Source organism: Pseudomonas sp. 3MAES_34.3B (assembly GCF_058145875.1).
In genome coordinates this window covers 3,948,337-3,968,845 of sequence record NZ_CM176960.1, presented here as the reverse complement: position 1 = coordinate 3,968,845, position 20,509 = coordinate 3,948,337, and the positions used below count along the sequence as shown (strand labels likewise).

The window sequence follows — 20,509 nt, the reverse complement described above, 5'->3', positions numbered from 1 at the left end:
CCGCGGGCGGGGTAAGGTCAGCAGCCGCAGAGCGCGCGGTCCAGCACTTCACGCAGCTCTTGGGGGTGGCTCACGACCACATCCGCGCCCCAGTGATTGGGATTGTCATGGGGATGAATATAGCCGTAACGCACTGCCGCCGTTTTAGTGCCCGCGTCTCGCCCCGACTCGATATCCCGCAGGTCATCACCCACGAACAGCACCCGGGACGGGTCCACGCCCAGGGTTTTGCAGGCGAGTATCAGCGGCTCCGGGTCTGGCTTGCTGCGGGTCACGTGGTCAGGGCAAATGAGCACACGGGACCGCTCGGCCAGGTTCAGCTGCTGCATGATCGGCTCGGCGAACCGCACCGGCTTGTTGGTGACCACGCCCCAGATCAGCCCGGCCTTTTCGATGTCTGCCAGCAACTCGGCCATGCCGTCGTAAAGCCGGGTATGCACCGCGCATGCCTGCTGGTAGCGCTCGAGAAACTCCAGGCGCAGCGCTTCGAATTCCGTGGCCTCGGGCGACAGCGCGAAGGTCGCGCTGACCATGGCGCGAGCGCCACCGGACACCACGTCGCGGATCAGTTGATCGTTGACCGCCGGCAGGTTGCGCTCGGCCAGCATGGCCTGGCACACGGCGATGAAATCGGGGGCGGTATCCAGCAGGGTACCGTCCATGTCGAACAGCACGGCGTCCAGGCGCATGTTCAACCCTCCCGTACGGTCTGGATCATGTAGTTCACGTCCACATCCGAGGCCAGCTTGTAATGCTTGGTCAATGGATTGTAGGTCAGGCCCACCATGTCCCGTACCCGCAGGTCGGCGGCGCGGGCCCAGCTGCCCAGTTCGGAAGGGCGGATGAATTTCTTGAAATCATGGGTGCCGCGTGGCAGCAGCTTCATGATGTATTCCGCGCCCACGATGGCGAACAGGTAGGCCTTGGGGTTGCGGTTGATGGTGGAGAAAAACACCTGGCCGCCGGGCTTGACCATGCGCGCGCAGGCCTGGATCACCGAGGAGGGGTCTGGCACGTGCTCGAGCATTTCCAGGCAGGTCACCACGTCATAGGCACCAGGGGCTTCCTCGGCCAGGGCCTCGGCGGTGATCTGCCGGTAGTCCACTTCTACACCGGATTCGAGCTGGTGCAGACGTGCCACGGCCAGGGGCGCTTCGCCCATGTCGATGCCGGTCACGGTGGCACCACGCAAGGCCATGGCCTCGCTGAGGATGCCGCCGCCGCAGCCCACGTCCAGCACCTTCTTGCCGGCCAGGTGCGCGCGTTCGTCGATCCAGTTCACCCGCAGCGGGTTGATCTCGTGCAACGGCTTGAATTCGCTTTCCCGGTCCCACCAGCGGTGAGCCAAGGCTTCGAATTTGGCGATTTCAGCGTGGTCGACGTTACTCATGGGCGGTCCTTGAATAAAGATGAAAAAGGGTGGCTGGCCGGGAGGGTTCAGCGGGCATCGGCGGCGCCAATGCGCTCGCCCCAGGCGCGGGCCTGCGCGATGAGCGCTGCCTCGTCGAAGCCTGTGAGCTGGCCGTTTTCCAGCAAAGGTTTGCCCGCGACCCATACGTGCTTTACGCACTCGCGGCTCGCGGCATAAATAAGTTGAGATACCGGGTGATACACCGGCTGCAAGGCCAGGCCAGAGAAGTCGAAGGCTACAACGTCTGCGGCCTTGCCCACTTCCAGCGAGCCGATGCAGGCGTCCAGCCCCAGGGCGCGGGCGCCGTTGAGGGTGGCCATGCGCAGGGCACGATGGGCATCTACCGCCGTGGCCGAACCGGAGACCGCCTTGGCCAGCAGCGCTGCGGTGCGGGTTTCGGACAGCAGGTCCAGGTCATTGTTGCTGGCCGCGCCATCGGTGCCCACGGCCACATTCACGCCCGCCTGCCACAAACGCTCCACCGGGCAGAAGCCGCTGGCCAGCTTGAGGTTGGACTCAGGGCAATGCACCACGCTGCAGTTGTTCTCTACCAGCAGCGCCAGGTCACTCTCGTCGATCTGGGTCATGTGCACCGCCTGGAAGCGCGGGCCCAGCAGGCCCAGGCGCGCCAGGCGGGCGAGTGGCCGTTCACCGGTTTTCTCCACCGCCTCCTGCACCTCGTGGGCGGTTTCATGCACGTGCATATGAACGGGCGCGTCGAGCTGGTTGGCCAGCACCCGTACCTTCTCCAGGTTTTCATCACCCACGGTGTAGGGTGCATGCGGGCCGAACGCCAGGCTGATGCGCGGGTGCTCACGCAGTTCGTCGAACAGCGCGATACCTTCGCGCAAGGCTTCGTCGGTGTCTCGCGCGCCCGGTACGGGGAAATCCAGCACCGGGATGGCGATCTGCGCCCGCACACCGGCTTCGTGTACCCGGTCGGCAGCCACCTTGGGGAAGAAGTACATGTCGGCAAAGCAAGTGATGCCGCCCTTGATCTGCTCGGCAATGGCCAGGTCCAGCCCGTCGCGGATGAAGGCTTCGTCTACCCAGCGGCCTTCTGCCGGCCAGATATGATCCTGCAGCCAGCTCATCAGGGGGAGGTCGTCGGCCAGCCCGCGGAACAGGCTCATGGCGGCGTGGCCGTGGGCATTGACCATGCCGGGGGCCAGCAGGCAGTCCGGCAGTTCGCGCACTTGCAGCGCAGAACGGGCCAGGCCGTCGGCGCGGGGGCCGATGAATTCGATCACACCGTCGCGGATGCCCAGCGCGTAATCCTTGAACACCACACCCGCTGGCTCCACCGGCACCAGCCAGGTGGGCAGCAACAAAAGGTCGAGTGTGGGGGCTTGGGGCATGGAGGCCTTCCGATAAGAGGAATGAGTTGCCGAAGTATACCCGAGCGTGTTTCCCGGGGGAGCGGTATAATCGGCGGTTTTGAACGCTTGAGTGGGGTGGGGCATGCGCGATCGTCTTTTGGCAGCAGAGAAGGTAAAGGCGATCGACTGGCGCGATGGGGCCCTGTTTCTTCTGGACCAGCGCTTGCTGCCTGCTTCCGAAACCTGGCTGCGCTACGACGATGCCGCCGGGGTGGCCGAGGCCATTCGCAGCATGGTGGTACGCGGGGCGCCAGCAATCGGCATCGCCGCGGCCTATGGCGTGGTGCTGTCAGCGGCCCGGCGTACGGCCGCAGGTGGCGACTGGCAAGCCGCCGTGGCCGCCGACATCGCGCTGCTGACCGATTCACGGCCCACCGCGGTCAACCTCTTCTGGGCGCTGAACCGCATGCGCGAGCGCATGGCGCGGCTGCGCGAAGGCGAGGCCCCGGTGGCCGCCCTGGAAACCGAAGCTGTGAACATTCACGAAAGCGACCGCGAAGCCAACCTCACCATGGCGCAGCTGGGCGTGGACCTCATTCGCAAGCATCAGGGCAACGTCCAGGCCTTGCTTACCCACTGCAACACAGGCGCGCTGGCCACCGGTGGCTTCGGTACTGCGCTGGGGGTGATTCGTGCCGCCTGGCTCGAAGGCATGGTCGAGCGCGTGTACGCGGACGAAACCCGGCCCTGGTTGCAAGGCTCGCGGCTGACCGCCTGGGAGCTGGCCAACGAAGGCATTCCGGTTTCGCTGAACGCAGATTCCGCCGCCGCGCACATCATGAAAACCAAGGGCATTACCTGGGTGATCGTGGGCGCGGACCGCATCACCGCCAACGGCGATGTGGCCAACAAGATCGGCACCTATCAGCTGGCGGTAAACGCCATGCATCACGGCGTGCGCTTCATGGTGGTCGCGCCCAGCTCCACCATCGACATGTCGCTGGAAAGCGGCGACGACATCCCGATCGAGGAGCGCGCCGGCAGTGAGCTGCTCGAAGTAGGCGGCACCCGTTTCGGTGCTGACGTCGATGCCTTCAACCCCGTGTTCGACGTTACCCCCGCCGACCTCATCGACGTGATCGTGACCGAGAAAGGCATCGTCGAACGGCCCGACACCGCCAAGATGAACCAACTTATGTGCCGCAAGCGCCTGCATTGAACCTTCCCTATGGGCGCTGCGGCAAATTGTGGGACTGGGCGGAGCCCGGGAAACAGGTATCCCCAGGCACTGCACAGACTGGTGAATAACCGGAAATTCCCGGGTTTCACCCGGTCCCACACTAGCCCGCTTCCTACGGTGGGCTGTGAGCGGTTTTATGTGGCCTGCCTTCTCCTCCAAAGCCCACATCAGGATAGGCCTCACACGCGCTCTGTGGTAACATCCGGCGGTTCAGAGGCTGGCCTTTTCATGAAGCGCCGCCCCGGTTTTTATGAGACGCAAGTCGTCAGGTGTGTCACGGGCCGTAGCGGGCCCGGCTGAGTTTCATTACATAAGGAATCAGGCTTCTCATGGGCGAACTGGCCAAAGAAATCCTACCGGTCAATATCGAAGACGAGCTCCGGCAGTCGTACCTCGACTACGCCATGAGCGTAATCGTGGGGCGTGCATTGCCCGACGCCCGCGATGGCTTGAAGCCAGTGCATCGGCGGGTTCTCTTTGCCATGAGCGAACTCGGCAACGACTGGAACAAGCCCTACAAGAAGTCGGCCCGTGTGGTCGGTGACGTCATCGGTAAGTACCACCCCCACGGCGACACCGCCGTCTACGACACCATCGTGCGCATGGCGCAGCCGTTCTCGCTGCGCTACCTGCTGGTAGATGGCCAAGGCAACTTCGGTTCGGTGGACGGCGACAACGCGGCGGCCATGCGTTACACCGAAGTACGCATGACCAAGCTGGCTCACGAGCTGCTGGCCGACCTGCACAAGGAAACCGTCGACTGGGTGCCCAACTACGACGGCACCGAGCAGATCCCGGCGGTAATGCCCACGCGCATTCCCAACCTGCTGGTCAACGGCTCTAGCGGTATCGCGGTTGGCATGGCCACCAACATTCCGCCGCACAACCTGGGTGAAGTGATCGACGGCTGCCTGGCGCTGATCGACAACCCGGATGTGACCATCGACGAGCTGATGCAGCACATCCCGGGTCCGGATTTCCCCACTGCCGCCATCATCAATGGCCGCCAGGGGATCATCGAGGCCTACCGCACCGGCCGTGGCCGCATCTACATGCGCGCCCGTTCCACGGTGGAAGACATCGACAAGGTCGGTGGCCGCCAGCAGATCGTGGTCACCGAGCTTCCGTACCAGTTGAACAAGGCCCGGTTGATCGAGAAGATCGCCGAGCTGGTGAAGGAAAAGAAACTCGAAGGCATCACCGAACTGCGTGACGAGTCCGACAAGGACGGCATGCGCGTTGTGATCGAGCTGCGCCGCGGCGAAGTGCCGGAGGTGATCCTCAATAACCTCTACGCGCAAACCCAGCTGCAAGCGGTGTTCGGCATCAACATCGTGGCCCTGATTGATGGCCGCCCGCGCCTGCTGAACCTCAAGGACCTGCTCGAAGCGTTCGTGCGTCACCGCCGCGAAGTGGTTACCCGCCGTACCGTGTACGAGCTGCGCAAGGCGCGTGAGCGTGGCCACATCCTCGAAGGCCAGGCCGTTGCGCTGAGCAACATCGACCCGGTCATCGCCATGATCAAGGCGTCGCCTACCCCGTCCGAAGCCAAGGAAGCCCTGGTGTCCACCGGGTGGGAATCCTCAGCGGTGATGACCATGGTCGAGCGCGCCGGCGCCGACGCCTGCCGCCCCGAGAACCTCGATCCGCAATACGGCATGCGCGACGGCAAGTATTTCCTGTCGCCCGAACAGGCCCAGGCGATCCTCGACCTGCGCCTGCACCGCCTCACCGGCCTGGAGCACGAGAAGCTGCTGGCCGAGTACCAGGAAATTCTCAACCAGATCGGCGAGCTCATCCGCATCCTCAGCAGCGCCGAGCGCCTGATGGAAGTGATCCGCGAAGAGCTCGAGCTTATCCGTTCCGAATACGGCGACGTTCGCCGCACCGAAATCCTCGATGCGCGCCTGGACCTCACCCTCGGCGACATGATCCCCGAAGAGCACCGTGTGGTCACCATCTCCCATGGTGGCTACGCGAAAACCCAGCCGCTGGCTGCCTATCAGGCCCAGCGTCGCGGTGGCAAGGGCAAGTCCGCCACTGGTGTGAAGGACGAAGACTACATCTCGCACCTGCTGGTCGCGAACAGCCACACCACGCTCATGCTGTTCTCGAGCAAGGGCAAGGTGTACTGGCTCAAAACCTATGAAATCCCCGAAGCCTCCCGCGCCGCGCGTGGCCGCCCGCTGGTGAACCTGCTGCCGCTGGGCGAGGGTGAGTACATCACCACCATGCTGCCGGTAGAGGAATACACGGAGGGCCACTTCATCTTCATGGCCACCGCCAACGGTACCGTGAAGAAAGTGCCGCTGCCGCAATTCAGCCGTCAGCGCAGCGTTGGCCTGATCGCGCTGGAGCTGGACGAAGGCGATGTACTGATCTCCGCGGCCATCACCGACGGCGAGCGCGAGGTGATGCTGTTCTCCGATGCCGGCAAGGTCACCCGCTTCAACGAAGGCGACGTGCGCCCCATGGGCCGTACCGCCCGCGGTGTTCGCGGCATGCGCCTGGGTGAAGGCCAGCGCCTGATCTCCATGATCATTCCGGAGGAGGGCAGCCAGATCCTCACCGCGTCGGAGCGTGGCTACGGCAAGCGCACCGCCATCGCCGAGTTCCCGCAGTACAACCGCGGTGGCCAGGGCGTGATCGCCATGGTGAGCAACGATCGCAACGGCCGCCTGGTGGGCGCCGTGCAGGTACTGGAAGGTGAGGAAATCATGCTCATCTCCGACCAGGGCACCCTGGTGCGTACCCGCGTGGGCGAAGTGTCCAGCCTGGGCCGCAACACCCAAGGGGTTACCCTGATCAAGCTGGCCACCGACGAGAAACTCGTGGGCCTGGAGCGGGTGCAGGAGCCGTCCGAGGAAGAAGTCGAAATCTTCGAGAGCGAGGATGCACTCGCACAGAGCATGGTCGAGGAGCTGATCGAGGCGCCGGAAGACGGCGTTGAAACCCCGGCCGAGACCCTGGGCGATACCGGCGACGAGCCGCTCGACGAAGAGTGACAGGCAACAGGTACACGTGGAAGATGGGTTCAGTACAACAAGCACGCCGAGCGCCGCGCAAGGCGCTTGTTGTACCCGAACCGGCAAAGACAATCAGCCCTTTGTAGAGCGAGACTGGATGTGAGCAACCGAGCCTTTAACTTCTGCGCGGGCCCTGCCGCGCTTCCTGAAGCCGTTCTGAAGCGCGCCCAGGCGGAGATGCTCGACTGGCATGGCAAGGGCCTTTCCGTGATGGAAATGAGCCACCGCAGCGACGACTATCAAGCCGTTGCGCACAAGGCCGAGCAGGACCTGCGCGACCTGCTGTCCATCCCTTCCAACTACAAAGTGCTCTTCCTGCAAGGCGGCGCCAGCCAGCAGTTCGCGGAAATTCCGCTGAACCTGCTGCCTGAAGGCGGTGTGGCCGACTACATCAATACCGGCATCTGGTCCGGCAAGGCCGTCGACGAAGCGCGCCGCTACGGCACCATCAACGTCGCCGCCAGCGCCAAAAGCCTCGATTTCCTCGACCTGCCTGCACAGGCCGAGTGGCAGCTGAGCGACAACGCTGCCTACGTTCACTACGCCAGCAACGAAACCATCGGCGGTTTGCAATTCCAGTGGGTGCCGAAAACCGATGCGCCACTGGTGGTGGACATGTCCTCGGACATCCTGTCGCGGCCAATCAACGTTGCCGACTACGGGATGATCTACGCCGGCGCGCAGAAGAACATCGGCCCCAGCGGGCTGGTGGTGGTGATCATTCGCGAAGACCTGCTCGGCAACGCACGCGCCAGCTGCCCGACCATGCTCAACTACAAGGTCGCCGCGGATAACGGCTCGATGTACAACACGCCCGCCACTTACTCCTGGTACCTCTCGGGCCTGGTGTTCGAGTGGCTGAAAGAGCAGGGCGGCGTGCCGGCCATGGAACAGCGCAACCGCGAAAAGAAGGATCGCCTCTACGGCTTCATCGACGGCAGCGATTTCTACAGCAACCCCATCGCGCTGGCGTCGCGCTCCTGGATGAACGTGCCGTTCCGCCTGGCGGACGAGCGCCTGGACGCGGCCTTCCTCGCTGGCGCCGACGCCCGTGGCCTGCTGAACCTCAAGGGCCACCGCTCGGTGGGTGGCATGCGCGCCTCCATCTACAATGCCCTGGGCCTGGACGCGGTCGACGCGCTGGTGGCCTACATGGCTGAGTTCGAGAAGGAAAATGGCTGATGTCTGATCAGGAACTGAAGGCGCTGCGCCTGCGCATCGACAGCCTTGACGAGAAGATTCTCGAACTGATCAGCGACCGCGCCCGCTGTGCCCAGGAAGTGGCGCGAGTGAAAATGGAAGCGCTGGGCGAGGGGGAAGCCCCGGTGTTCTATCGCCCTGAGCGTGAAGCTCAAGTGCTCAAGCGGGTGATGGATCGCAACCAGGGCCCGCTGGGTGACGAAGAGATGGCGCGGTTGTTCCGCGAAATCATGTCCACCTGCCTGGCGCTCGAGCAGCCGCTGAAAGTAGCGTACCTGGGCCCCGAAGGCACCTTCACCCAGGCCGCTGCAATGAAGCACTTCGGCCACGCGGTGATCAGCCAGCCCATGGCGGCCATCGACGAGGTGTTTCGCGAAGTGGTGGCCGGCGCCGTGAACTTCGGCGTGGTGCCCGTGGAGAACTCCACCGAGGGTGCGGTCAACCACACCCTCGACAGCTTCCTCGAACACGACATGGTGATCTGCGGCGAAGTGGAGCTGCGCATTCACCACCATTTGCTGATCGGCAGCAACACCAAGACCGACAGCATTTCGCGTATCTACTCCCACGCCCAGTCCTTGGCGCAGTGCCGCAAGTGGCTGGACGCGCACTACCCCAACGTGGAGCGCATCGCCGTCTCGAGCAACGCCGAGGCCGCCAAGCGGGTGAAGGGTGAGTGGAATTCCGCCGCCATCGCCGGCGACATGGCGGCCAGCCTGTATGGGCTGGACCGGCTGGCCGAGAAGATCGAGGACCGCCCCGACAACTCCACTCGCTTCCTGATCATCGGTAGCCAGGAAGTGCCGCCCACCGGTGATGACAAAACGTCCATCATCGTGTCGATGCAGAACAAGCCTGGTGCGCTGCATGAGCTGTTGATGCCGTTCCACGAGAACAACATCGACCTCACCCGGATCGAAACCCGCCCGTCACGTAGCGGCAAGTGGACGTATGTGTTCTTCATCGACTTCGTGGGCCATCACCGCGACCCGTTGATCAAGGCAGTGCTGGAGCAGATCAGCAATGAGTCCGTGGCGCTGAAAATTCTCGGCTCGTATCCCAAGGCTGTGCTCTAAGCCCTCCGTGCCCGCGGCCTTGCGAAGGCCGCAGTGTTTAACCCGGTACGCGGCGGTTGCCGCCGCGGCCAAGGCTTCCCGGACCTCCTCATGTTGAATGAACACTCCAACGGCGCTGCGCCGCTCATCGGTCGCCTGGTGGTAGTAGGCCTGGGCTTGATCGGCGGCTCCTTCGCCAAAGGGTTGCGTGAGAGCGGCCTGTGCGCCGAAGTAGTAGGCGTGGACCTCAATGCCACCTCGCGAGAGCGCGCCGTGGCACTGGGCGTGACCGATCGTTGCGTGGCGGCGTTGGCTGATGCCTGCATCGGCGCTGATGTGATTCAACTGGCGGTGCCGATCCTGGCGGTGGAGCGTGTGCTTGGCATGCTCGCCGAGCTCGACCTGGGCAATGCGATCATCACCGATGTGGGTAGCGCCAAAGGCAGCATCGTTCAGGCCGCCCGGGCGGCAATGCCTGCCAGGCTTCACCGGCTGGTGCCGGGCCACCCCATCGCAGGGTCGGAGCAGAGCGGGGTAGAGGCCTCCAACAGTGCGTTATTCCAGCGCCACAAGGTCATTCTCACACCCTTGGCCGAAACCGAGCCCGCCGCGCTGGCCGTAGTGGACGCGTTATGGCGAGCGCTTGGGGCTGATGTGGAGCACATGGCTGTGGACCGCCACGATGAAGTGCTGGCTGCCACCAGCCACCTGCCGCACCTGCTGGCGTTCAACCTGGTGGACTCACTGGCCCGGCGCGACGAAAGCCTGGAGATCTTCCGCTACGCCGCTGGCGGTTTCCGTGACTTCACTCGTATTGCGGGCAGCGATCCGGTGATGTGGCACGACATCTTCCTCGCCAACCGTGACGCCGTGTTGCGCCAGCTGGACATCTACCGGGCAGACCTGGACGCCCTGCGCGAAGCCGTGGACCGGCGCGACAGCGAAGAGCTCCTGCGCACGTTCACCCAGGCGCGCGCGGCACGTGAACACTTCGGCGAAATCCTCGCCAAGCGCGCCAAGGCCAAACCCTACCAGGGTGCCGAATAACGCATTTTTCCCTGTAGGAAGCGGGCGAAGCTCGCGAAAAGGGCAACCCATTCGCGAGCTTTCGCCCGCTTCCTACCGGTTTGAGGTGCCCCTGCAGAATTTTCTCGCAACACAGATCGGGTATCATGCGCCGCAGCAGCGGTAGCGGTCGGGCAACCACCATTTCATTTGCGTATTCCTCGGGCGCCACGCGCACGGGAATGCAGGCGTCAAAAGAGGGAACGTTGTGAATTTTCAAGCTCCGGTCATCACCATCGACGGCCCAAGCGGCTCGGGCAAAGGCACTGTTGCCAGCAAGCTGGCTGAAAAGCTCGGCTGGAAGTTGCTCGATTCCGGCGCCCTCTACCGCTTGCTGGCCTTCGCCGCCGGCAATCACGGGGTGGCCCTGAGCAACGAAGCGGCCCTGGTGGTGCTGGCCAGGCACCTTGACGTGCAATTCGTCGCGGCGACGGATCATCGGCTGGACCGCATCATCCTTGAAGGGGATGATGTGTCCCAGGCCATTCGCAACGAGCAGGTCGGTGCCGGCGCTTCACAGGTTGCCGCCATTCCCGCCGTGCGCGAGGCGTTGCTCGAGCGGCAGAAGGCATTCCGCGACCAGCCAGGCCTGATCGCCGACGGGCGCGACATGGGAACCGTGGTATTCCCTGACGCGCCGCTGAAGATTTTTCTCACCGCCAGCGCGGAGGAGCGTGCCCGACGCCGCTACTTGCAGTTGAAGGCCCAGGGCGATGATGTTAGTCTGGCGAGTCTGTTGGATGAGATACGTGTGCGCGACGAGCGCGACACCCAACGCGCGGTGGCCCCGCTCAAGCCGGCCGCCGACGCCATACAGCTCGATTCCACCGAGTTGTCCATCGAACAGGTGCTTGATCGAATCATGAGCGAGGTCGCACAACGCGATCTCGCCTGACCCGGAAGGCTCACGGGGTTCCAGCGTAAGCGGCGATGGCCGCTACCCCGGAAGGCTTTCCTTTACTTGAACGCAGCCCACGTTAACTGGATCGTGGTTGTGGGCCGGTCTCCGGCTCAATCTACAGGAATTAAAATGAGCGAAAGCTTTGCAGAACTTTTTGAAGAAAGCCTGAAAACCCTCAATCTTCAGCCTGGCGCCATCATCACCGGTACCGTTGTCGATATCGACGGCGACTGGGTGACTGTACACGCTGGCCTGAAGTCCGAGGGCGTCATCCCGCTCGAGCAGTTCTTCAACGAAGCTGGCGAGCTGACCATCAAGGTCGGTGACGAAGTTCACGTCGCGCTGGACGCGGTGGAAGATGGCTTTGGCGAAACCAAGCTGTCCCGTGAAAAAGCCAAGCGCGCCGAGTGCTGGATCGTTCTGGAAGCTGCCTTCGCTGCCGAAGAAGTGGTCAAGGGCGTCATCAACGGCAAGGTCAAGGGTGGTTTCACTGTCGACGTCAACGGCATCCGTGCGTTCCTGCCGGGTTCCCTGGTCGACGTGCGCCCAGTGCGCGACACCACTCACCTCGAAGGCAAAGAGCTCGAGTTCAAGGTCATCAAGCTGGACCAGAAGCGCAACAACGTTGTCGTTTCCCGTCGTAGCGTCCTGGAAGCCGAGAACAGCGCCGAGCGCGAAGCGCTGCTGGAATCGCTGCAGGAAGGCCAGCAGGTCAAGGGTATCGTCAAGAACCTCACCGACTACGGCGCATTCGTCGACCTGGGTGGCGTGGACGGTCTGCTGCACATCACCGACATGGCCTGGAAGCGCATCAAGCATCCTTCCGAGATCGTCAATGTTGGCGACGAGATCGACGTCAAGGTTCTGAAGTACGATCGCGAGCGTAACCGCGTATCGCTGGGCCTGAAGCAACTGGGCGAAGACCCATGGGTTGCTATCAAGGCTCGCTACCCGGAAGGCACCCGCGTGAACGCACGCGTTACCAACCTGACCGACTACGGCTGCTTCGCAGAGCTGGAAGAAGGCGTGGAAGGCCTGGTGCACGTTTCCGAAATGGACTGGACCAACAAGAACATCCACCCGTCGAAAGTCGTTCAGGTTGGCGACGAAGTGGAAGTCATGGTTCTGGACATCGACGAAGAGCGTCGTCGTATCTCCCTGGGCATCAAGCAGTGCAAGTCCAACCCATGGGAAGACTTCTCTGGCCAGTTCAACAAGGGCGATCGCATCAGCGGTACCATCAAGTCGATCACCGACTTCGGTATCTTCATCGGCCTGGACGGCGGCATCGACGGTCTGGTTCACCTGTCCGACATTTCCTGGAACGAAGCCGGTGAAGAAGCTGTTCGCCGCTTCAAGAAGGGCGACGAGCTGGAAACCGTTATCCTGTCCGTTGATCCTGAGCGCGAGCGCATCTCGCTGGGTATCAAACAGCTGGAAGACGATCCGTTCTCCAACTTCGTTGCAGTTAACGACAAGGGCGCCATTGTCCGCGGTATCGTTAAAGAAGTTGACGCCAAGGGCGCTGTAATCACCCTGGCCGATGACATCGAAGCTACCCTGAAAGCCTCCGAAATCAGCCGTGACCGCGTTGAAGACGCGCGCAACGTTCTGAAAGAAGGCGAAGAAGTCGAAGCCAAGATCATCAGCGTCGACCGCAAATCTCGTGTTATCCAACTGTCGATCAAATCGAAAGACGTTGAAGACGAGAAAGAAGCCATCCAAAGCCTGCGCGACAAGCCAGCTTCGGAAAGCGCCGGTCCGACCACCTTGGGTGATCTGCTCCGCGCTCAAATGGAAAAGCAGAACTGAGTTCTGTCTACCGTTGAAAAAAAGGGGTGACTTCGGTCACCCCTTTTTTTATTTGTCGATAAGCGCCGGGTGGTTTTCCCTGATCGACCGGATCGCTCCCGGTACGTCCATCCCGCGCTCGATCAGTGCCGCAAACTCCAGCAGTATTTCCGGCACCCTGTTTTCCGCCACGGCAGCCTGCATCAGCTCGGTAGCAGGGGCCAGCATGGCCGCTTCGCAAGCAGGCACCTCTGTCTGCAAGCCTATTCTTGAAAACATCTGCAGTGCGTCGGCACCGGTAGTGTTTTCGTCAATCTCGAACAACTCCCAGAACACCATGCCCAGCGTACCCGCCGGATGTTCCTCACGACGCGCCCAGGCGCGCAGCGGCACTGCTTCGCGGTCCACTTTCTCCATGTGACGGCGCACCTTGCCCGGCAGCGTGGCCGCCGCCTTTTCCCGGTTGTAGTAGGTGCGGTTTGCCAGGCTGGCAGCATCCCGCACCACCCGCCAGGCCACGGACCACAGCTGCGCGACGCTATAGGTACTCAATGCGCTGCGAAAGCTGCTCTGGATATCCAGCAGTTCCTCGGCGCAGAGCTCATGGTTGTAGGTGTGGCATTCGCTCATGAAGTAATGCATCACGTCCTGAAGGGCATAGTCGAGCCACAGCTGAGCGAGGGCGTGGCCGTCGGTGAGCTCCCGGTTGGAAACTACCTCAAGTACGGAAGTTGCCGGGGCCAGGTCGGGGTCCGGCGCCAAGGCATAAACCGCCTGAGCCCGCCGGATCCATAAGCTGTCGTCCTTGAGGTAATAGGTGCCGGCTTCCGCCTCCAAGGGGCGTTCCATCAGCACCCCGGCCTGTAGCAAGCGCTGCAGGTACGGCCCGGCTTCACCGGCGCACAGTGCCTCGCAATCCCCTACAGAGAACGTGCCGGTCGTTAGCCGGGGCGTGATGGCGGCCTCGAGCGCCAGCAGCACAAGCGCCAGGTCATCCCCAAGCGCTCGGTAGTCACAGGTTTGGTCGCTAAGCGCCTGAGCATAGTCGGCCAGGCGGGCGGCGAGTTCGGCTGCGGCTTCGATTTCTCGTTCCCGCCGCTGTGCCGTCGCCGCTTGCTGGCATGCATTGCACGTTGCAAATGCACGCACCGGCGGCTGCTTCCTGAATTCCGAACGGCTGGATATTTCGATGGGTTCCCCGCAGGTTTTGCAGGGCTGGTTTTCATCGTACGCCGTGCACCGTTGCCGCACGAAAGCGGCAATGGCGCCACCTTGTGTAATCTCCCTGAAGGGAACGAGCTCGTTCACCTTCTCGATAAACGCCCCGTCTCCATCCGTGGCCCAGTAACGCTGGATAAACGCGACCTCTTCCGGATCCTCGGTGTGTAGCTCTAGCCTGATCGCCATGTGCGGTTGTCACTTGTTCAAGCGGGACATATCCATGCAAGAGTCTGTCATCCCTGGTCGAGAGACTCGTAAAGGCGTAAATCAGGCCGCAGCGTAAAATAATCTTGAATGGTTTTTCAGCCGGTTTTTCCTTACTGCATGTTGCTGGCAGCCTTATTCGCGAGCTCCGCCTTCGGCTTCGCTTGCTTCTACATGGCCCGCGCAGCCTCGCCGATCCGGTAGGAAGCGGCGGGGGCTGCCGTCCGGCGATAGCTCGCGAATGAATATTTTCGGAATGGACTGCACCACCTTATTCAGCCCGCCTTCGCACCAACCCCCTCGCCATTCGCCGCCGGTTTAGGTGCCCGAGCCAGATACAGCCCTAGCACACCCCCCGCCAACAACGCCCCGGCCACCAGGAGAAGGGCGTAGTCATAGCTACCCGTGCTGTCCTTGATCCAGCCCATCACCGGCGGCAGCCCAAGCCCTGCGATATTTGCGATGGAGTTGATCAGCGCAATGGAGGCCGCGGCAGCCGCACCGGACAGGTACTCGGTGGTGGTGGCCCAGAACACCGGCGTAGCTGCCCAATTCAAGCCAACCGCAGTCACCAGCAACCCATAAGCGAGCCACGGGTTGCCTGATACCACTGCCAGCGCGAGCAGCACGCCTGCCAGCATCAACGGCACGCCCAGGTGCCTGGCACGTTCGCCCTTGCGGTCTGAGTGGGTGCCGTTGAAATACATGAATAAGCAAGCGAACAGGAAAGGCAGTGCCGACAGTACACTTACCGTGAACGAAGCCTGGCCGGAGACCGATTTGACGATCAGAGGGAGGAAGAGGGTAATCCCGATGGTGCCGAAGGCCTGCAACAGCCAGAAGAGGCTAAGCAGCCATACTTGCCGGCTTTGGAAGGCTTTGCGCCAGCCCACGTGGTGTGAAATAGGGCTGCTGGCCTGCTCCGCTGCGATGGTACGGCTTAGCCAGGTGGCCTGGGCGGGTTCCAGCCAGTGGGTGCGCTCGGGTGTGTCGGGCAGGTAACGCAACACAACCACGCCCAGTACCACAGCCGGCAGGCCTTCGAGAAGGAACAACCAACGCCAGCCGCTCACGCCGAAGTAGCCGTCCAGGTGCAAAAAAGCGCCGGACAATGGCAACCCGATCACCGAGGCCAGCGCGGCGCCGATGTAGAAGAAGGACATGGCCTTGGCCCGGTCGGTGCGCGGGTACCACTGCGACAAGTAGTAGATGATCCCCGGCGTGAAACCCGCCTCCGCCGCGCCCAGCAGCAACCGCATGCCATAGAGTTGGTTGGCGCTTTGCACCAGGCTCATGCCGGCCGCCACTATCCCCCAAGTGATCATGATGCGGGCAATCCAACGGCGCGCGCCTACCCGGGTAAGGATCAGGCTGCTAGGCACCTCCAGCAGGATGTACGTAAGGAAGAACAAGCCCACCCCGATGCCATACATGCGAGCGGTAAGGCCGAGTTCGGCGTTCATCTGTAGCGCTGCTACTGAGATATTGGACTTGTCGATGTAGGCAACCATGTACAGCAGCATCAGAAACGGGATGAGCTTCAGGTTGAGGCGTTTGATGGTGCTGGCGTGGAGGCCGGCGTCCAGGTTCGGTTGGGCCATGGGAACCTCGGGCTGTTGTTGTTATGAGCGCACAGGAGCTGAGCCCACCCTAAAGCAGTTTTAAAGTGCGCTCAATATATGATGGTCAATCCCATATAGTGGGAGAAAATTGCTATGTACTTAGAGAGGTTCTCTATGAAGCGAGGCGGCGGCGTCAACAAATTGATGCCTGTTTTTATAGGCTGGCAGCGCTTCCGCTCGGATTTCCAAAAAGTCAAGATGCGGGCTGTTCAAACCCGGTTCACCGTGCTACAACCTTTCTTGCGGTTTCCTAGCTTCTTGATAAAGAAGGGAAAAACATGACGAAGTCCGAACTGATCGAACGCATAGTCACGCATCAGGGCCTGTTGTCGTCGAAAGACGTAGAGCTGGCGATCAAGACCATGCTCGAGCAGATGTCCCAGTCCCTGGCTACAGGAGACCGGATTGAAATCCGCGGCTTCGGCAGTTTCTCGCTGCACTACCGCTCACCGCGGGTGGGCCGAAACCCGAAGACCGGCCAGTCGGTTACCCTGGACGGCAAGTTCGTTCCGCACTTCAAGCCTGGCAAGGAGCTGCGTGACCGGGTGAATGAAGACGAAGAGCGCGACAGCGCCTGACCTCTGGAGGAAAGCCCGTGCGTAGCTTCACGCGCCTGCTGCAAGTTGTCGTTGTTCTGGTCGTGGCGGCGGTATGCCTGCTGTTCGTACTGGAAAACCCGCAAAAGGTCGCCTTGAGCTTCCTTGGGTTCACAAGCCCTGAATGGCCGCTATCGGTGGTGGTGCTGCTCGCGCTGCTGGCCGGGTTGGCAGTGGGGCCGCTGATAGGATGGTTCATCGCCATGCGCGGCCGTCGGCGGTTGCGCCGGGCAGCCATCCGGCAGAAGGTAAACAGTGCACCTGCCAGCCAGGCCTAGGCCAGTAGCGCTGCCGTAGTAGCGATTGCCGCGTAGTCCAGCGCCAGGTTGCTCAAGGACAGCGCATGCACGTCCTCGGCCGGCCACAAACGCCCGCTGAGGTCTCGCTGATCGTAGGTATAGGTCGCGTCCTCGACCACGGTTACCGCAAAGCCCAGGTTGCCTGCGGTCCGGGCGGTAGCTTCGACCGAATTATTCGTTATAACGCCAACCACAACCACATCGTCGATACCGCGAACCCGCAGCCAGCGCTCCAGCTGGGTGGCGGTAAAGGCGCAGGGCACGTTCTTTTCGAATACCGCTTCGCTCGCCAAAGGTGCAAGCGCGGGCTGGAATTCGCAGCCTGGCTGGCCGGGGTAGAACACCGACCCAAGTGACCGGGAAATATGCCGAACGTGTACCACCGGCCAGGCCTTCTCGCGCCAGTGGGCGAGAAGCGTGGCGATATTGCGTTCGGTGTTGGGGTTGTTGCGGCGGCCAAGGTGCGGCGCCTGCATGCCTTGCTGCATGTCGATGATAAGCAGCGCGGTGCTCATTGCGCATACCTCAGCATCAGCGGCACAACACAATCATGCTGCGGCTGGTATAGCCCGCAGGGTTGATGCCGAATGGGTACTCGCTGGCGTCTTCGCCGTCTTGCCCTGAGCGGGCAAGCACCTTGTAGTCCCCGCCGCAGGCTTTCTCCGCTCGCTTGTAGCAGCGGTTCCACGAGGAGGTAAGCCCCGAGCAACTGATGTTGAGGCCCTTTTTCCCCTGCCGGATCTGGGACTGTGAATCCGCCGCACACCCACACAACGCCAGCACCGCTATCGCCACCAGAAAACGTTTCATGCCCACCCTTATGATCATTGCCCGGGTGCGTTGCCCATGGCTGTTAGGCTTTATACGTAGTTGTCCGCCCTGTATCGGCGGCTACGGCCTGATACCCCAAACCTACCTCAAACAACGCCCAAAGCGTAGAAAACTTTGTTTACGAATCAACGATTCACGAAGTATTTCGGATCAGCGCCTATAGGGTTTCCGGATTGATACACGGCTAAATCCCGCTCCCCATCGCACAAAGGAATGGAGCCAGTGCCGTATCCAGATATTACCCACCACGGTGCCCATAAAGGTGTTACCGGGTCATGCCATCAGATTCAGCTAGGCAATGGCCGAAGCCTTCTCGTGGATTGCGGCCTGTTCCAGGGGCGCGAAGCCGACGGCCGCAGCAATGCAATCGACTTTCCCGTAGAAAACGTCGCCGGGCTGGTGATTACCCACGTACACCTGGACCACATCGGCCGTATTCCCTGGCTGCTGGCGGCTGGGTTCGATGGGCCTATCTACTGCAGCGAGCCCTCGGCAAAGCTGTTGCCGCTGATGCTCGAAGACGCCTTCAAACTGATGTTCTCCCGGGATAAGGCGAAAGTGGAGCGCTACCTCGCCCTGGTCGCCCGGCGAACAGTGGCCCTGCCCTACGGCCAGTGGAGCGCTTTGCCAGGCCACCCAGGCTGTGGGTTGCGCCTGCAACGGGCCGGCCATGTACTGGGGTCTGCCTACGTCGAGCTCGATATACAGCAGCCGGACAAGCCGGGTAGCACCCGGGTTGTATTCTCCGGCGACCTTGGCAGCGGCCGCTCTGCACTGCTCAGGCCCCCGCTGCCGCCAGAGCGCGCCGATGTGCTTGTGCTGGAAAGCACCTATGGCAACCGCATGCATGGGGGGAGCGAAGATCGCGTGCCCCGGTTGACCCGGCTGATCGAAAAGGCCCTCGAAGACCAGGGCACTATCCTTATTCCGTCTTTCAGCCTCGGGCGTGCGCAGGAGCTGTTGGCCGATATCGAAACCATCCTCCGCAACAAGGCGCTAAGCCAGGGCGGGGGAAACGCCCCAGACATCGTGGACTGGCCGCAATTGCCGGTAATCCTAGATTCGCCACTGGCAAGCCGAATCACCCAGGCCTATCGCGATCTGCAGCCATGGTGGAACGAAGAAGCGCAAGCGCGTGCCAAGGCCGGGCAATCGCCGTTGGCGTTCCCACAGCTGATTACCATCGACAACCACGAGCAACACCTGCGTACCGTTAACTACCTGAGCAGCACGTTGCGCCCGGCCATCGTTATTGCAGGCAATGGAATGTGCTCGGCGGGGCGGATCGTGAATTACCTCAAGGCCATGCTCAGGCATCCTCGGCATAACGTACTGTTTTCCGGGTACCAGGCCAAAGGCACCCCCGGTGCAGTCATCCAGGCGGCGGAGGGCGCTGAAGGCTTTCTCGGCATTGACCTGGATGGCGAGCGGTATGACATTCGCGCTGGTGTGGCCACGCTCGAAGGGTACTCCGCCCATGCCGACCAGGCAGGGCTGCTGGCGTTTGTGGCAGGTATCGCTTCGGCGCCGAGCGTGGTGCGCCTGGTGCACGGAGAAGCGAAGGCCAAGGCGGCATTGGCCGGCGCGATGCGAGTCGCATACGCGGGGATGCAGGTGGTGACCGACCATTAGAAGCGGTGCGAACACATTCTGACACAGCCCCTCCTGCTGCTGATTCTAGGATTTATCTCCTTGTATTTGGTATTGTTTCCGGGTCACGCAGCCATGCGAGTACCCGGCCTCAATACGTCCGCGTCTCCAGGCACTGCCTGTGAGGCATCAATGGAAAGCCGGCCCCAGGGCTATGGCATGCAAAAGGAATCTGTAACCATGGCAACACCTCGCAAAGGCATCATTCTGGCTGGCGGCTCCGGCACCCGCCTGCACCCGCTCACCCTGGGCACGTCCAAACAGATGCTGCCGGTTTACGACAAGCCGATGATCTACTACCCGCTGTCGGTGCTGATGCTGGCAGGCATGCGGGAGGTTCTGATCATCTCCACGCCAGACGACCTGCCTTCCTTCCGCAAGCTGCTGGGCGATGGCAGCCAGTTCGGGCTGAAGCTCGAATACGCCGTACAGCCCAGCCCGGACGGGTTGGCTCAGGCATTCCTCATCGGCGAAGAATTTCTCGCAGGCGCGCCCAGCTGCCTGATCCTGGGCGACAACATTTTCTACGGGCAGCATTTCTCCGACAATCTTCACGCTGCCACCAGCCAGCAGCATGGCGCGACCGTGTTCGGCTACCACGTGGCAGACCCGGAGCGGTTCGGCGTGGTGGAATTTGACGCACAGGGCCGCGCCCTCAGCATTGAAGAAAAGCCCGCCCAGCCCAAGTCCAACTACGCAGTGACCGGGCTGTACTTCTACGACAGCCAAGTGGTGGAGATCGCCAAAGCCATCAAGCCGTCGCCGCGGGGCGAGCTGGAAATCACCGACCTCAACCGCGTGTACCTGGAGCAAGGCTCGCTGAACGTAGAGCTGCTGGGCCGTGGCTTCGCCTGGTTGGACACCGGCACCCACGAGTCGCTGCTCGAAGCCAGCCACTTCGTGCATACCATCGAGCACCGGCAGGGGCTGAAGGTGGCGTGCCTGGAAGAGATCGCGTTCCATGCCGGCTGGATTCCCAAGGAATCGCTGATGGAGCAAGGGCGCCGGCTGGCCAAGACGGGGTACGGGCAGTATTTGCTGAAGATTGCCAGTGAAAGCACGCTGTAACGCCTGTGCA

Annotated in this window: 17 protein-coding genes and 1 pseudogene; 11 read left to right on the top strand and 7 right to left on the bottom strand. The window is 62.1% G+C overall.

Annotation, left to right across the window (positions count from 1 at the left end; genetic code table 11):
• Positions 1 to 17 precede the first annotated feature (17 nt).
• Genes mupP through AC3Z8Y_RS17575 form a run of 3 tightly spaced genes read right to left on the bottom strand, consistent with a single transcriptional unit; the run spans position 18 to position 2,769 of the window.
• Positions 18 to 689, bottom strand: coding sequence for an N-acetylmuramic acid 6-phosphate phosphatase MupP (gene mupP / locus AC3Z8Y_RS17585; RefSeq protein ID WP_490086906.1), 672 nt, complete (start codon positions 687 to 689; stop codon positions 18 to 20).
• 2 nt (positions 690 to 691) lie between these two features.
• Positions 692 to 1,390 (bottom strand): bifunctional 2-polyprenyl-6-hydroxyphenol methylase/3-demethylubiquinol 3-O-methyltransferase UbiG, encoded by a 699-nt coding sequence (ubiG, locus tag AC3Z8Y_RS17580; protein ID WP_181111577.1) that lies wholly within the window; start codon positions 1,388 to 1,390, stop codon positions 692 to 694.
• A gap of 47 nt (positions 1,391 to 1,437) precedes the next feature.
• On the bottom strand, positions 1,438 to 2,769 hold the full coding sequence (locus tag AC3Z8Y_RS17575; RefSeq protein ID WP_490086905.1) for a TRZ/ATZ family hydrolase: 1,332 nt from the start codon (positions 2,767 to 2,769) through the stop codon (positions 1,438 to 1,440).
• A gap of 103 nt (positions 2,770 to 2,872) precedes the next feature.
• On the opposite strand from AC3Z8Y_RS17575, the gene mtnA reads away from it, so the two are divergent.
• The 7 genes and pseudogenes from mtnA to rpsA all read left to right on the top strand — a co-directional run bounded on the left by mtnA (position 2,873) and on the right by rpsA (position 13,029).
• Positions 2,873 to 3,949, top strand: coding sequence for an S-methyl-5-thioribose-1-phosphate isomerase (gene mtnA, locus AC3Z8Y_RS17570; RefSeq protein ID WP_490086904.1), 1,077 nt, complete (start codon positions 2,873 to 2,875; stop codon positions 3,947 to 3,949).
• Between the two features lie 350 nt (positions 3,950 to 4,299).
• A complete protein-coding gene (gene gyrA, locus AC3Z8Y_RS17565) occupies positions 4,300 to 6,975 on the top strand; it encodes a DNA gyrase subunit A (protein ID WP_181111580.1) in 2,676 nt (891 codons plus the stop codon).
• A gap of 120 nt (positions 6,976 to 7,095) precedes the next feature.
• Complete coding sequence (serC, locus tag AC3Z8Y_RS17560; protein ID WP_490086903.1) at positions 7,096 to 8,178, top strand: 3-phosphoserine/phosphohydroxythreonine transaminase; 1,083 nt, start codon at positions 7,096 to 7,098, stop codon at positions 8,176 to 8,178.
• The gene (pheA, locus tag AC3Z8Y_RS17555; protein ID WP_181111582.1) at positions 8,178 to 9,272 is read left to right on the top strand and encodes a prephenate dehydratase; all 1,095 of its coding nucleotides are present in this window, start codon (positions 8,178 to 8,180) and stop codon (positions 9,270 to 9,272) included. Before serC ends, pheA begins: the two co-directional genes overlap by 1 nt.
• 90 nt (positions 9,273 to 9,362) lie before the next feature.
• Positions 9,363 to 10,268 (top strand): annotated as a pseudogene (locus AC3Z8Y_RS17550) (prephenate dehydrogenase/arogenate dehydrogenase family protein); the annotation flags it as partial.
• A 256-nt stretch (positions 10,269 to 10,524) separates the two neighbouring features.
• Positions 10,525 to 11,211, top strand: coding sequence for a (d)CMP kinase (gene cmk / locus AC3Z8Y_RS17545; protein WP_490086902.1), 687 nt, complete (start codon positions 10,525 to 10,527; stop codon positions 11,209 to 11,211).
• A gap of 135 nt (positions 11,212 to 11,346) precedes the next feature.
• A complete protein-coding gene (gene rpsA / locus AC3Z8Y_RS17540; RefSeq protein WP_181119963.1) occupies positions 11,347 to 13,029 on the top strand; it encodes a 30S ribosomal protein S1 in 1,683 nt (560 codons plus the stop codon).
• A gap of 48 nt (positions 13,030 to 13,077) precedes the next feature.
• Here the strand turns inward: rpsA and AC3Z8Y_RS17535 are convergent, their stop codons facing one another.
• Both AC3Z8Y_RS17535 and AC3Z8Y_RS17530 read right to left on the bottom strand, forming a co-directional pair.
• The gene (locus AC3Z8Y_RS17535; protein WP_490086901.1) at positions 13,078 to 14,415 is read right to left on the bottom strand and encodes a hypothetical protein; all 1,338 of its coding nucleotides are present in this window, start codon (positions 14,413 to 14,415) and stop codon (positions 13,078 to 13,080) included.
• Between the two features lie 293 nt (positions 14,416 to 14,708).
• Positions 14,709 to 16,034 (bottom strand): MFS transporter, encoded by a 1,326-nt coding sequence (locus AC3Z8Y_RS17530; RefSeq protein WP_490086900.1) that lies wholly within the window; start codon positions 16,032 to 16,034, stop codon positions 14,709 to 14,711.
• Positions 16,035 to 16,333: 299 nt separating this feature from the next.
• Here AC3Z8Y_RS17530 and ihfB point away from each other — a divergent pair, with 299 nt between their 5' ends.
• Both ihfB and AC3Z8Y_RS17520 read left to right on the top strand, forming a co-directional pair.
• Entirely contained in the window at positions 16,334 to 16,633 is a 300-nt protein-coding gene (gene ihfB / locus AC3Z8Y_RS17525) for an integration host factor subunit beta (RefSeq protein WP_181111589.1), read from the top strand.
• 17 nt (positions 16,634 to 16,650) lie between these two features.
• Positions 16,651 to 16,929, top strand: coding sequence for a lipopolysaccharide assembly protein LapA domain-containing protein (locus AC3Z8Y_RS17520; protein WP_490086899.1), 279 nt, complete (start codon positions 16,651 to 16,653; stop codon positions 16,927 to 16,929).
• Here the strand turns inward: AC3Z8Y_RS17520 and AC3Z8Y_RS17515 are convergent.
• Together AC3Z8Y_RS17515 and AC3Z8Y_RS17510 are read right to left on the bottom strand one after the other, a co-directional pair.
• Positions 16,926 to 17,465: a cysteine hydrolase family protein gene (locus AC3Z8Y_RS17515; RefSeq protein WP_490086898.1), complete on the bottom strand. Its 540-nt coding sequence runs from the start codon at positions 17,463 to 17,465 to the stop codon at positions 16,926 to 16,928. The genes AC3Z8Y_RS17520 and AC3Z8Y_RS17515 overlap by 4 nt on opposite strands.
• 16 nt (positions 17,466 to 17,481) lie before the next feature.
• A complete protein-coding gene (locus AC3Z8Y_RS17510) occupies positions 17,482 to 17,760 on the bottom strand; it encodes a hypothetical protein (RefSeq protein WP_225772492.1) in 279 nt (92 codons plus the stop codon).
• A gap of 243 nt (positions 17,761 to 18,003) precedes the next feature.
• Between AC3Z8Y_RS17510 and AC3Z8Y_RS17505 the strand changes: the two genes are divergently transcribed.
• Together AC3Z8Y_RS17505 and rfbA are read left to right on the top strand one after the other, a co-directional pair.
• Positions 18,004 to 19,413: an MBL fold metallo-hydrolase gene (locus AC3Z8Y_RS17505; protein ID WP_490086897.1), complete on the top strand. Its 1,410-nt coding sequence runs from the start codon at positions 18,004 to 18,006 to the stop codon at positions 19,411 to 19,413.
• Positions 19,414 to 19,611: 198 nt separating this feature from the next.
• On the top strand, positions 19,612 to 20,499 hold the full coding sequence (gene rfbA, locus AC3Z8Y_RS17500) for a glucose-1-phosphate thymidylyltransferase RfbA (protein ID WP_490086896.1): 888 nt from the start codon (positions 19,612 to 19,614) through the stop codon (positions 20,497 to 20,499).
• Positions 20,500 to 20,509: the final 10 nt, after the last annotated feature.

Excerpts from the sequence above, each read along its gene's own strand:
- mupP (WP_490086906.1), bottom strand. The coding sequence starts at position 689 with ATGCGCCTGGACGCCGTGCTGTTCGACATGGACGGTACCCTGCTGGAT.
- ubiG (WP_181111577.1), bottom strand. The coding sequence starts at position 1,390 with ATGAGTAACGTCGACCACGCTGAAATCGCCAAATTCGAAGCCTTGGCT.
- AC3Z8Y_RS17575 (WP_490086905.1), bottom strand. The coding sequence starts at position 2,769 with ATGCCCCAAGCCCCCACACTCGACCTTTTGTTGCTGCCCACCTGGCTG.
- mtnA (WP_490086904.1), top strand. The coding sequence starts at position 2,873 with ATGCGCGATCGTCTTTTGGCAGCAGAGAAGGTAAAGGCGATCGACTGG.
- gyrA (WP_181111580.1), top strand. The coding sequence starts at position 4,300 with ATGGGCGAACTGGCCAAAGAAATCCTACCGGTCAATATCGAAGACGAG.
- pheA (WP_181111582.1), top strand. The coding sequence starts at position 8,178 with ATGTCTGATCAGGAACTGAAGGCGCTGCGCCTGCGCATCGACAGCCTT.
- rpsA (WP_181119963.1), top strand. The coding sequence starts at position 11,347 with ATGAGCGAAAGCTTTGCAGAACTTTTTGAAGAAAGCCTGAAAACCCTC.
- AC3Z8Y_RS17535 (WP_490086901.1), bottom strand. The coding sequence starts at position 14,415 with ATGGCGATCAGGCTAGAGCTACACACCGAGGATCCGGAAGAGGTCGCG.
- AC3Z8Y_RS17530 (WP_490086900.1), bottom strand. The coding sequence starts at position 16,034 with ATGGCCCAACCGAACCTGGACGCCGGCCTCCACGCCAGCACCATCAAA.
- ihfB (WP_181111589.1), top strand. The coding sequence starts at position 16,334 with ATGACGAAGTCCGAACTGATCGAACGCATAGTCACGCATCAGGGCCTG.
- AC3Z8Y_RS17515 (WP_490086898.1), bottom strand. The coding sequence starts at position 17,465 with ATGAGCACCGCGCTGCTTATCATCGACATGCAGCAAGGCATGCAGGCG.
- AC3Z8Y_RS17510 (WP_225772492.1), bottom strand. The coding sequence starts at position 17,760 with ATGAAACGTTTTCTGGTGGCGATAGCGGTGCTGGCGTTGTGTGGGTGT.
- rfbA (WP_490086896.1), top strand. The coding sequence starts at position 19,612 with ATGGCAACACCTCGCAAAGGCATCATTCTGGCTGGCGGCTCCGGCACC.